At 42.0% G+C, this 12,764-nt stretch carries 12 protein-coding genes; 8 read left to right on the forward strand and 4 right to left on the reverse strand.

Annotated features, from left to right (window positions below):
- The first annotated feature begins 63 nt into the window (after positions 1-63).
- From I6E84_RS02935 to cysE, 5 genes are all read left to right on the forward strand, one after another.
- On the forward strand, positions 64-1,512 hold the full coding sequence (locus tag I6E84_RS02935; RefSeq protein ID WP_197216038.1) for an alanine/glycine:cation symporter family protein: 1,449 nt from the start codon (positions 64-66) through the stop codon (positions 1,510-1,512).
- A 290-nt stretch (positions 1,513-1,802) separates the two neighbouring features.
- The gene (dnaE, locus tag I6E84_RS02940; protein WP_197216039.1) at positions 1,803-5,501 is read left to right on the forward strand and encodes a DNA polymerase III subunit alpha; all 3,699 of its coding nucleotides are present in this window, start codon (positions 1,803-1,805) and stop codon (positions 5,499-5,501) included.
- Positions 5,502-5,680: 179 nt separating this feature from the next.
- The gene (locus I6E84_RS02945; RefSeq protein WP_197216040.1) at positions 5,681-6,058 is read left to right on the forward strand and encodes an Hpt domain-containing protein; all 378 of its coding nucleotides are present in this window, start codon (positions 5,681-5,683) and stop codon (positions 6,056-6,058) included.
- Positions 6,059-6,928 (forward strand): RNA methyltransferase, encoded by an 870-nt coding sequence (locus tag I6E84_RS02950; protein WP_197216041.1) that lies wholly within the window; start codon positions 6,059-6,061, stop codon positions 6,926-6,928.
- Positions 6,929-7,351: 423 nt separating this feature from the next.
- Entirely contained in the window at positions 7,352-8,245 is an 894-nt protein-coding gene (gene cysE / locus I6E84_RS02955; RefSeq protein ID WP_197216042.1) for a serine O-acetyltransferase, read from the forward strand.
- 156 nt (positions 8,246-8,401) lie between these two features.
- Here cysE and I6E84_RS02960 read toward each other — a convergent pair whose 3' ends face one another.
- From I6E84_RS02960 to I6E84_RS02970, 3 genes are all read right to left on the reverse strand, one after another.
- Positions 8,402-8,926 (reverse strand): hypothetical protein, encoded by a 525-nt coding sequence (locus I6E84_RS02960; protein WP_197216044.1) that lies wholly within the window; start codon positions 8,924-8,926, stop codon positions 8,402-8,404.
- A complete protein-coding gene (locus I6E84_RS02965) occupies positions 8,926-9,351 on the reverse strand; it encodes a hypothetical protein (RefSeq protein WP_197216046.1) in 426 nt (141 codons plus the stop codon). Before I6E84_RS02965 ends, I6E84_RS02960 begins: the two co-directional genes overlap by 1 nt.
- 113 nt (positions 9,352-9,464) lie before the next feature.
- On the reverse strand, positions 9,465-9,932 hold the full coding sequence (locus tag I6E84_RS02970) for a hypothetical protein (protein WP_197216048.1): 468 nt from the start codon (positions 9,930-9,932) through the stop codon (positions 9,465-9,467).
- A gap of 727 nt (positions 9,933-10,659) precedes the next feature.
- Here I6E84_RS02970 and I6E84_RS02975 point away from each other — a divergent pair.
- The 3 genes from I6E84_RS02975 (at position 10,660) to I6E84_RS02985 (ending at position 11,897) form a co-directional block, all read left to right on the forward strand.
- Entirely contained in the window at positions 10,660-11,103 is a 444-nt protein-coding gene (locus I6E84_RS02975; RefSeq protein ID WP_197216050.1) for a hypothetical protein, read from the forward strand.
- Complete coding sequence (locus I6E84_RS02980) at positions 11,104-11,280, forward strand: hypothetical protein (RefSeq protein WP_197216052.1); 177 nt, start codon at positions 11,104-11,106, stop codon at positions 11,278-11,280.
- A 74-nt stretch (positions 11,281-11,354) separates the two neighbouring features.
- Positions 11,355-11,897, forward strand: coding sequence for a hypothetical protein (locus I6E84_RS02985; protein ID WP_197216054.1), 543 nt, complete (start codon positions 11,355-11,357; stop codon positions 11,895-11,897).
- A gap of 142 nt (positions 11,898-12,039) precedes the next feature.
- Here the strand turns inward: I6E84_RS02985 and I6E84_RS02990 are convergent, their stop codons facing one another.
- Positions 12,040-12,672 (reverse strand): hypothetical protein, encoded by a 633-nt coding sequence (locus I6E84_RS02990; protein WP_197216056.1) that lies wholly within the window; start codon positions 12,670-12,672, stop codon positions 12,040-12,042.
- Positions 12,673-12,764: the final 92 nt, after the last annotated feature.

The raw sequence follows: 12,764 nt of genomic DNA on the forward strand, positions 1-12,764 counted from the left end.
GATTTTAATCTGAATAAAAATCCATTTATTCGCATTAAATCCCCCTTTAAAAGGACGTAGGCTATGGAAGCAATTATCAATACCATCGTTGGCTATATATGGAGCGATGCACTGGTTTATTTGGCACTAGGGGTTGGCATTTATTTTACGGTGATGACCCGTGGTGTACAGTTTCGCTATCTTAAAGAGATGGTCAGGTTGTTATTCGATAAACAAACCTCAAACCAAGGCATCAGCTCATTCCAGGCTTTTTGTATGGCATTATCTGGGCGCATTGGTGTTGGTAATATTGCGGGTGTTGCCACTGCTATTGCTGCGGGCGGCCCAGGGGCAGTATTCTGGATGATTATCATGGGTTTACTTGGCGGGGCTAGTGCTTTTGTTGAGTCAACCCTAGCACAGGTCTACAAACATAATGTTGATGACCAGTACCGAGGTGGTTCGCCTTTTTATATCGAACGCGGACTAAAAATGAAGCCGTTTGCGATATTAGTAGCCGCAGTTACTTGCTTGTCTTATGGTGTATTAGTGCCAGGGGTTCAAGCCAACACCATCGCAGATTCTTTTAATACTGCTTTTAATATCTCGCCCACCGTAACGGGCATTATCATTGTTGTTATGCTAGGTTTTATCATTTTTGGTGGTATCAAACGCATTGCCAATTTTGCTGGGAAGGTGGTGCCCTTTATGGCCATTGGCTATATTGTCATGATGATCATCGTACTGGCATTTAATGCCTCAAACTTACCAGCGATGTTTGCACTTATCTTCAAAAGTGCATTTGGGATGGATGCTGTATTTGGTGGTATTATTGGTTTGGCTATTTCTTGGGGTGTGCGCCGCGCTGTTTTTTCCAATGTGGCTGGTGCTGGTGAAGCAACTTTCAGTTCGGCAGCGGCCGAGGTATCACACCCTGCCAAGCAAGGGCTCGTACAAAGCTTTTCAATTTATATTGACACGGTGGTTGTCTGTACTGCGACTGCACTCATGATTTTATCAACAGGTATGTACAACGTAATTCCTACTGAAGGCTTGGTTTTGGTAGAGAACTTACCAGGCGTGGCAGCAGGAACAGCCTTTACCCAAGCCGCAGTGTCTACGGTATTTAGCGAGTATGGCAGCGGCTTTGTTGCTATTGCTATTTTCTTGTTCGCCTTTACCTGCCTCATTGCTTATTACTACATTGCTGAAACCACACTCGTTTATTTGGATAGCAAACTACGCTACCCTGTGTTAAAGCCATTATTAAAAATAGTATTTTTAGTCGTGTGTTTTGCTGGTAGCATACAATCTGTGGGCGTTATGTGGGCTCTAGGCGATATTGGGTTTGGCAGTATGTGCTATCTTAATTTCATTGCCATATTACTGCTAAGCAAAGTCGCCATTAAAGTACTCAAAGATTATGACGAACAGAAAAAGCTTGGACTAGATCCTATCTTTGACCCTAGAAAAGTAGGTATTGAAAACGCAGATTTTTGGATAGAATATAGTGATAAGTATGATAAACGCTAAATACTTATGAAATAACCCTTCTCTCTTATATATCAAAGCCCTTTCTATCACTATGATGCAGAGGGCTTTTCTTTCTAGTAAAACTCACTATTAAGTACATCCCATTTGATTTGATAACCCTGAATCAGTGGCTGTCTGCGGCAAATAATGCTATTATTAACGACCTGATTTGAAACAAGAAAATACGGTGAACAACGTATTTTCAGACTAAATTAAAATCTTAAGCCATTGATAATTAAAAATTTATTTCTTATCAGCCTATTTTCCGATCGTATCCGTAAGAGTCTTCTATGGCATTTGTACACCTTGGCATTCACAGCGAATATTCAATTACTGATTCTATCGTGCGTATTAAGCCGATGGTTAAAGCGGCGGCGGCTGACAATCAGCGCGCGCTGGCCTTGACCGATTTATCCAACCTTTATGCCACGGTAAAATTCTACCGTGCCTGCCTAGGCGCTGGTATCAAGCCTATTATCGGCAGCGAAGTCATCATGGAAAATGAAGACACACGACTGACCTTACTGGCGATGGACAATGAAGGTTATCAAAACATTACCCGTATTGTATCCCTTGGCTTTACCGAAGGGCGTGCCGATGATGCCAATCACGGTGTACCAGTGGTTAAGCGCAGTCATATTTTGGAACATGCGGCAGGCGTGATTGTATTATTTACCGAAAAATCTGATGTCGGCCAAGCATTGGTTAGCTCGATGCCAGAGAAGGCTGATGAACTGATTACCGAGTGGCAAGCACAGTTTGCTGATCGATTATATTTCGCCATCAAGCGCACCAGTCGCTCAGGCGAAGACGCCTTTATTCAGGCTGCTATTCATTCGGGTGCCAAACACCACATTTCTATCATCGCGCACAACGATGTGCGGTTTTTAGAGCAAGATGATTTTGATGCCCATGAGGCACGTGTCTGCATTGCAGGATCTTATGTATTGGCTGATCTCAATCGTCCGCAGACTTACTCTGATGAGCAGTACCTAAAGACTCAAGCTCAAATGGAGCAGCTATTTTCTGATATTCCACAGGTTATTGACAATACCTTACGCTTAGCCACCCGCTGTAATGTGACGTTGACACTAGGCATTAACGTCCTGCCCGACTTCCCTGTGCCTGAAGGTGAAACGATTGAATCGTTCTTTCGGGCAGAGTCTGTACGTGGTCTAAATAATCGCTTAGATAAGCTATTCCCTGTCGCCGAGCGTACTGAACATTGGAACGACTTTCGCCAGAGGTATGACGAACGCCTAGAATATGAGCTTGAGATTATCCTTTCAATGGGGTTTCCGGGTTATTTCTTAATCGTTATGGACTTTATCCGTTGGGCGAAAGCCAATGGCGTGCCTGTTGGACCGGGTCGTGGTTCTGGTGCTGGCTCGCTGGTCGCTTATGCGCTAAACATTACCGACCTTGACCCTATCCACTACGATCTATTATTCGAGCGCTTCTTGAACCCTGAACGCGTATCGATGCCCGATTTCGATATTGACTTTTGTATCGAAGGTCGTGACCGAGTCATTGATTATGTGGCACAAACTTATGGCCGTGACGCGGTCTCGCAGATTATTACCTTTGGTACGATGGCAGCAAAAGCCGTGGTGCGTGATGTAGCGCGGGTACAAAGCAAGTCATACTTTTTGGCCAATAAAATATCCAAACTAATTCCGAAAACACCCGGTATTACCCTCAGCCAAGCACTCGAACAAGAGCCACAGCTTAAAGACTTAATCTCTAATCCTGACAATATGGATTATGAAGATGCCATTGAGGTTTGGGAAATGGCACTCAAACTGGAAGGCGTCTGCCGAAATGTCGGTAAGCATGCTGGTGGTGTATTAATTGCCCCGCATAAAATCACTGACTTTAGTGCTATCTATTGTGATGATGAAGGACATCGCGTCAGTCAATTTGATAAAGATGACGTCGAGGCCGTTGGTCTGGTGAAGTTTGACTTTTTGGGTCTACGTAACTTAACCGTCATCAATGCTGCGGTTGAAAATATCAACTTGCGCCGTGCCAAAGAAGGCAAAGATGCATTGATCCTAGAAGATTTGCCGTTAGATGACAAAAAAGCTTATAAGCTATTGCAAGATGCCAAAACCACTGCTGTCTTTCAGTTAGAAAGCATGGGTATGAAAAAGTATCTGGCCAAATTACAACCGACCAACATCGAAGATGTTATCGCCATGTGTGCGCTATATCGTCCGGGGCCACTTGATGCCGGCATGGTAGAGATGTATATCGACCGTAAGCATGGTCGTGAGGAAGTCATCTATGACCACCCCAATCTTGAACCAATCTTAGAAAACACCAACGGCGTTATTGTCTATCAAGAACAAGTGATGCAGATATCACAGGTGATGGCAGGTTATAGCTTAGGCGGTGCTGATATGCTACGCCGTGCGATGGGTAAAAAGAAACCCGAAGAAATGGCCAAGCAGCGTGACATCTTCGTCACTGGTGCCACCGCGCAAGGCATCGATGAAGTCACCTCAGGTGGCGTATTTGATTTGATGGAAAAGTTTGCCGGTTATGGTTTTAACCGATCGCATTCTGCCGCTTATGGTGTCTTGGCTTATCAGACGGCTTATCTAAAGCAGTACTACCCTGCCGAATTTATGGCAGCGGTCTTAACTTCTGATATGAACAACACGGACAACGTTGTGTTCTTTATCAATGACTGCCGCGAAAACTTTGAATTGACCGTGGTTAATCCATCCGTGAATCGTAGTGAATGGCACTTTGTCGCTGACACGCCGACCAATATCATTTATGGTTTGGGCGCAATTAAAGGCGTGGGTGAAGGTGCGGTTGAGTCTATCGTGGATGCACGCCGCCGCGAAGGCCCTTTTAAAGACTTATATGACTTTTGTCGCCGTGTTGATATTAAGAAGGTCAATAAACGTACCCTTGAAGCATTGGTCAGTGCAGGCTGTTTTGATGACTTTGCCGCAACCTTACGACCTGACTTGCCAGCCGATGAAGCTTACGAGATTCGCGGTGCATTGATGAGTCAGTTGCCAAGCGCCGTACAGGCCGCTGAGCAAGACCGTCAAAACCGTGAAATAGGCATGATGGATTTGTTTGGTGAAATGGATGGTGTCGTCGCCGCACCGCCACTCGTTATGACACCAGAGCTAATCTGGGGTGACAAGCATCGCCTAAAAGCAGAAAAGAACACCTTGGGACTGTACTTAACAGGGCATCCAATCAATGAATACTTAGAAGAGCTCAAACGCTACACGTCAGGTGCTCGCCTCGATAAACTGACAGACACTGGCTATAACGGCAGCTGCTATTTTGCAGGGTTGATTATAGACATCGCTAACTTTGGTACTCGCAACGTCATTACCTTAGACGATGGTACCTCAAGGTTAGAAGTCAGCTGCTATGCAGAGCGCTTTAACCGCGTAAAAGACCAGTTAAAAGTCGACGAAGTGGTTATCATTAAAGGCAGCATTCGTGAGCGTGAGGGTCGTCTCTTTGCCCGTCTTGATAGTGCCATGAGTATGGTTGATGCACGCCTGCGTTGGCTCAAAAAAATAAGCATTAAAGTTCATGGTAGCGACATTAAGTTGCTCATGCATTTACAACCACTACTCAAGTCAGCACAAGCTGACATCATACCTACACCGCGCTTGGCTTATAATAGCGATCAGGATGAGCAAGACAGTAACAGTGGTAATGGCGCTTACGACCCTGAGATGGGTGGCAGTTTGTACGATGAAAACGGTAATGATTTACTGGCATTAGACAATGGCAGCACTACCGACCAAAATTATGCTAATAGTGCCTTAAGCAATACGGACACTTCTATTAATGATAATTGCCTACCGCTTGGGCTGAGCATTTATGAAGCGTTTGGTATTGCTAATGTGGGACTATCCGAGCATTGGCGAATCTACCCTAACGATGACAACTTACAGCAGTTAAAGACCATGATTAGTGAAGACAATTTACACTTTCATTATAGTTAAGATACTTAGCAGCTTTAAAAACCTATTATCATCAATCAAGGGCACGCTCAATACATCTTATAGTCTGTTCAATATAATTTGAATATAAGGAAGCTGAGCGAGGCTGACACCGTATTCAGTTTATAGAGGATTTGACTATAACCTTATTGCTTTAACTTTTAACAATTGGACATAACACCATGGAAAACAACCCAAATAACAATATGACTCAACAAACTGAAGAAATTATCAATCATGAGCAGTTTGAAGACATGCGTGACCTGCTCGAAGAAGACTTTGCCGACTTAATACAAGTGTATCTCATAGACAGTAAAAAACGTGTCGCAACGCTGCGAACCGCTCAGCAAGAAAACGATCATGCCAACGGTTATGAGACCGCTCATGCTCTAAAAGGTGCTAGTGCTAACTTGGGAACGACACAACTGGTCAAGCTTAGCAGTCAATTGCAAGAGTGCTGCCGTGAGCGCCGTATCGGTGAACAGGCCGCACTTATTGAAGACATCGCAGCCGCATTAGAATGCGCTGAACGAGAAATAAATTTAAGATTGGAGCAATAAATGCGTAGCGAGACTCCATCATCTGAAGCGTTACCATCTCTCTCAGAACCGTCAGCTCATAGCGTGAGTGATTACCTAGAGGCTGTGCAAGTCGTCATGGTCAATACGACTTTGCCTGCTAATATTGGCTCAGCAGCACGCGCAATGCACACTATGGGGCTCTCGCACCTAACGGTCGTTGAGCCCAAACTGCCGATTGATGACACCAGTGTCTCTCATGCCGCAGGTGGCAGTGAGCTGCTTTCATCAGCGACTATCACCCCAAATCTTGAGTCTGCTATTGCAGACTGCCAGCTCGTGTTCGCTGCCAGCAGTCGCAGCCGTCACTTGCCTCGACCTGTGGTCACACCCACGCAGGCAGCCAAGATCATGTTTGACTTTATGGATCAGCAAGACACAGCCATTCACGGTAAACCAAATATCGCGATATTGTTCGGTCGTGAGGATCGCGGCTTAACCAATGAAGAGTTGGCTTATGCAGATTATCATATTCAAATCGATGCCAATCCTGCTTATCCTGTATTGAATGTCGCCTCAGCAGTGCAAGTGATCGCCAGCTTTATCTTTGCTTACGCACAGACGCACACGAAAATGCCTGCTCATCATTCAAATACAGATGTCAGCACAACTGCTCAGCCAATGCTAGATATTCATTTGCGTCAGCAGTGGGACGAGCCAGCCATCACCCAGCAGCAGCTACTACAGCTCACTCAGCGTATGACTGACCTCATGGTTCAGCGTAATTTGGCAGATAGCGAACATCTAAAGTCATTGCCATCACGACTTTCTAGACTGGGTTCGCGTGTACAGCTTGATCAAAAAGAGTATCAATTACTAAGTGCATTGATTGCCAAACTGTCGAAAAACTAGATGTCTTATCTAGGGCGTGTCATCATTTAGATTGTGTGGCTTAAAATGAGAAAAATTGCAGTCAAACAAGGAAGAACTCGCCGTAAATATGAACATGTTGACAAGATTTCTGACGATGTTTGACAAAATTTAGCCATTTTAAGGCCACTAAATGTATCAATGTGCTAATTGATGACATGCCCTAGGACTGCTACCAAATATAAAATCGACACTCGCGAACTCATATTAATCGATGGGTTTGTGAGTATTTAATAGCTCATCACTATATTTTATCGTGTAAAACTGCTATAACTTGAAAGACCTGAGCGTAAGTAAAATCCAATATTTACGCAGACTTAACAACGATTAAAATCTAACAACTATAAATGAAAGAGATCGCTATTTCAGTAACGACACTCTACCGACAAATAGATAGGACGCTTTATGTCATTGCCAACCAAATTTTTAAAGACGCTTACCGGCATCAAAAAGGATTTAAAAGAAGATATCGATGCGGTATTCAAACGTGACCCTGCGGCGCGTAACAGTCTCGAAGTCATATTGACCTACCCTGGCATCCATGCGCTTATCTTACATCGCGGGGCGCACTGTCTCTGGAATAACGAACAAAAACTAGCGGCACGTGTAGTCTCTTATGGCTCGCGTATCATGACTGGCATTGAGATTCATCCTGCTGCCAAGATAGGTAGACGATTTTTTATTGATCATGGTGTCGGCGTCGTCATTGGTGAAACGGCCGAGATTGGCAACGATGTCACCTTATATCACGGCGTTACCCTTGGCGGTGTGTCATGGAATAATGGCAAACGCCATCCCACGCTAGAAGATGGTGTGACCGTTGGCGCTGGTGCAAAAGTATTAGGGCCATTCACAGTCGGTAAAAATGCCAAAATCGGCTCAAATGCGGTGGTGGTAAAACCCGTACCAGCAGGTGCTACGATGGTCGGTAATGCGGCCCGTATGATTTCCGATCATCATGATGAAAAAGGCAATCCAATTGCCGAAAAATCACAAGATGCTAAGCTCCAAGATACTAAGTCACAAGAAAAAACAGCAACCTCAAAACAAGCTACTGCACGCGATACAGCATTTCAGGCTTATGGTATCGATCCAACCTCACAAGATCCCGTTGCAGAAGCGTTTGCTAAAATGCTAGAACACATTCAGCAATCAGAAAACCGCCTCGATCAACTACAAGCCGCCATGTGCAAAATCGACCCTAGTTTTTGTAAAAAAGAATATGACAAACTGTGTTTAGAAGAGTTCGATGTGATTGGTAAAGATGAGGCTGATGACATAGCTACTGAGCAGAAGTAAATTTCATTTAATATACCGCAGCATCAGCGGCGTCTTCGACTCATGCTAATGATGATGCCTGCTGAATAATGTCTTTTAGCTCTTGAATCGTGAACTGCTTATCAGCATTGTTGATATAATCAATTAACTGCTGTCCTGACATCTCATTAATATTCATTATTTGTATCTCCCGTAGTCATTAGGTGCTGCCATTTTGTATGAGATAATAGGGTCTTCCCAAAAGTCTGATGCTGTCCAAGATGTTATGTCATTTTCACCTGAAGGTGTCGTGCCAATACTAACGACTAGTTCACAAATTTGCTGAATATCACTTTCAAGAGCTTCTGAGCAATAGAGCACCACAAACTGTTGTTCACGGTCAGGATCTATTGAATATATTTCATATGGTGGCGGCATAGGAAACCTCTCCTGCATAATCAATATAGAGCCATCTTTATTTAAGTAAACATACCAGTCTGATATTTCGTCTCTTCTCTCATGGTCTTCTAAAAATAAAAATAATTTCCATGCTTTTGTCGCACTGGGCTCTACTAAATTCATACTCCTCACAGCATTGTTATATTTTCTTAATGCATAATGTGGTGCTAGCCACTTTTCAGCTTCTGGTGAAGCGTAGAGTTCGTCTAAATCTTGTTCTGTAATGTCCCGATATATATATTTACTCATCTCGTTAATGTTCATTATAGATCTCTTCCTGTATCATTAGGCTCTGCCATTCTGTAAGTAACAATTGGATCAACCCAATAATCAGGTTCGGGTTTTCCTGTTAAGTAGACGCCCCCTTGGGTGGCAATATCAACCACCAACTCACAAATCTTTTGAATCGTATTTTCAAGCGATTTAGAATAAAAAAGAATAACGAACTCTTGCTCTCTATTGGGATACATAGGGTGTTTATCGTTTTCTAATGGCCATCTATCTTGCATAATTAACAAAGAACCATCTTTCTCTAAATACATAAACCACGCTGCTGTATCATAACGTTCGAAATTTTCTGAAAAACGAAACAACTTCCACTCTTCAGACGCTATAGGTTCTGCTATGCTTTCCTTTCCTTTCCAACATCGTAGTAGGTCTTTGGACCCTGATAGTATGGAATTAGCCATTTCTCAGCATCTCTCGAAGCATATAATTGATCGATATCTCGTTTGGTGATTTCTCTATAGATATAAGCACTCATCGTATTCTCTTTTAATCATTGGTTTAAAAGTGGTTAGGATTAACGAAAGTGCCGCTGCTTGCTTTCAATAAATGTATAAGTTCTACTCATAGCGATACGTTTTATCTCTTCAGGCAACCCCTTAAGATTGTTTCCCGTTAGCGTTTCTCCACCATAAATAAGCGCTTGCGTCATTACTTCTTTGATGTGAGGCAGGCTTTCCCGCAATATAGAAGAACAATAATATATGGATAGCTCATAACCCTCTGCTGTTTCAATCATAGTGCAGATACCCTTATTAAACAGATAAGCGTAACGTGGCGATTCTCCCTCTAGACCCGAAAAACCACCTAAACTAAAAATCATCTCGCCTGTTGCTTCAATGACAGCTATTCTCCAGCTAAAATCAATCATGCATCCAGCACCTTGTCTGCTAAAAAACATGCCATATAGCGCTTCTTTAACATCTGGTGAAGCGAAAAGTAAATCTAAGTCGTCGTCCGTAATTTCTCTAAATATAAAAGTCATTCAACCTTACCCTTCTGAAAAATATAATATAGAGATGAAAGATTCATAAAGAACTTAGCCCAAAACATCGATCCTACACCCTCGAAATTCAATCATTTAACTGTCAGTATTTTGACGCTATAGATTTCGATCATAATGCAGATACAATAATATCAGTCAGTGCTAACGACAGCACTTGTGAAACTGAAATCATTAAGTGGGAGGCTATTGAAAGTATATCTAAGACAAGAAAAAGAAAGGAGATAAGCTTAATGATTAATTTCGGTGAGCGTTTGGAGGGATTTTGATCACAGGCGGGTAATGAAGACGTCAGTGGTATTAGTACTAAAGTAGGTTGGCTACCGATTAAAAAATTACAAAGACAAACGGCATCAGATCATCTTAGGCTTTGGATGATTAGACCCGAACCACCAAACACAGAAATTGAGAACAACAGCTCTAAATAAATAAAAATCGCCGCAACTAGGGCGTGTCTTCATTTCAAAAATGGTGATAAAAATGAGATAAATTGCTGTCAAACAAGAAAAATAGCGTAGATAATATCGGGATATTAACCAGCTATTTGACGATGTTTGGCAAGATTTAGCCATTTTTAGCCCATTTAGATGACTATCGGGTGAATTGAAGACACGCCCTAGCTTTTATTTGACTATAAACCGTCGATATCAGCACCTAGATCTGATTAATATCGAGTCAAATATTACTTCAAAACATGAAGGATCATTAAATGGTGAACGTCATTCTATCAAAAGTATTAGTGCTCTCCACGATTACATTGCTATCAGTCTCTGCATATGCGACAACCTATCTGAAAAAAGACATTAGCGGTTATGGCGTTATTTATGATAATGATGGCGACACCAACTTGAGAGCGTTACCCAGTTTGGCTTCCGTTATAACTACCAAAGTAAAAAGCGGTACCCTCGTTTACTGCCATAATGAAGGTGGTAGATTTGGAGATTTTTGCTTTTCTACTACACCAAAAGGCGATGGTTATATTCATGCTTCTAGAATTAACGACTTGCAACAAGGAAATTCAGTATTAAGCACTGAAAATAATGAGATTCTTGCCAGTGACAACCTCAATGTTCACATTACCTATAAGAATAACGAATACCAAAGCATCTGTTTTAGCAGACCACACCAAATGACTTTGACCACAGTATCCTAAATGAATGGCCATACTAAGGGTGTTGAAAAAGGCACGCACATGGTTTATAGCGATACCACATCCAAAAAATTGTACTTAACAGCTAGCTATATTAATAAGCAGCACATTTACAATGTCATTTGGACGCTCAACCCTGATGATAGTATAGAGCGCTGGATCTACGCTGAACCGTTCTAGGATGTGTCATCAATATAAGATATCAATCCAAAACTAACTTAAGATCTAATCAAGAATAATCAGGGTAATTGAACATGACTAGATTACAATACGTTAGAACAAGCATTTTTAGCGCTTGTGCGATAAGTCTACTATTTCCTATGTCTAGCAATGCCATAGCAGCCCATAACGATAGCCCAAACCATTACATAGAAGTAGATATTGAGTCTTTAGTAACGAAATCTACTCTTGAGTGTGATTCTGTTTATAGACAGAATATCGCTGGTATTGCTTTTGCCTTGCAAGAAAGCACTGTGAATCGTATATCTCAGAATCAGTTTGCTATAGGTAATGACTACAAAATTAACGGCGTCAAACTAATAAGAACAACATACAAAAAATCTGAACAACAACGCACCGTAAATATGGATGTCGATTTTACTAAATTTGGGGTAAGAGTACTTCGTATTTCAAGCTTTGTGTATGATGGTGAAGCTGAAGGCTTTGGTTATTACTTTATTTTGAAAGGCAAGCCATCCATGAACAAAAACTTTTTAGAGAAAGAAAATATCGACATGGATTTAGCCATGAAGACAAAAGGTGGTAATACCCGCATACCTTGCGTCATAGCAGGCTAAAGTGTTCTCACCACGGTAAAGGGCTTTAATATGAAGCTATCACTTTTCATCATAGCCATATCTGACATCCCAATATACGTTGTCAGCTAATAACGCGTAAACTGCTTTCTCTGAATTGGTTAAGTTACTCATATTCTTTCCTCTATTTAGATGCCTTAGTAATTCGTTTGAATCTTTCAGATTGCTGACTTTCTAACTCAATTTTTTCAGACCATGTTATTTTTTTACCGTCTAATGGTCTCGGTACTGAACCCCAGTCTTTTATGCCAATTGGATATAAGATATTCCAACCTTTAAAAACTAATTTTTCACTATTTGAGTCAGGTTTGAAAAAGCCCTGCGAATTTATAGCTACAGTACAGCCGTTACCATAAGAAACACCTACTTCAGTACAATTCAAACTTTCATTAATTATTTTACTGTTTGTCATGCCTTTAGAACCTGTGACGTACCATTCTCCATCATATTTAGAGACAGACATAACATTATCAAAAAACACCGACTTACGCCCCACCCCCTCAAAGCCCGTATCCCAGCTAATCTCAACGTCGCTTGGTAAATAGTTAGAGCTTAGCGTAGCAGAGTCCCCTAATGCACCACCTGTCAAAAAGTAATGCCGCGTAATATGTACCCATATCATCTCACCATCGTGGAGCTTGACCTCTTCATCGTATTCGATAGTCATAGTTTTTGGCTGAAACCATGAGCTGCATGCAGATAGCGGTATCAGGCTTAAGGCAAGTAGCAGGGGTTTGAGGAAAGATTTTATGGTCATGTGATGTTTTCTCTAATAGTGAGAGTGATTTATCATTTTTGTTTACGCCGCTCGCATAGAACAATCTGACGCTAATGAGTCAAATTGATCTA

The organism is Psychrobacter sp. SCQQ22 (assembly GCF_015864605.1).
In the GTDB taxonomy this organism is placed as follows: Bacteria; Pseudomonadota; Gammaproteobacteria; order Pseudomonadales; family Moraxellaceae; genus Psychrobacter; species Psychrobacter fozii.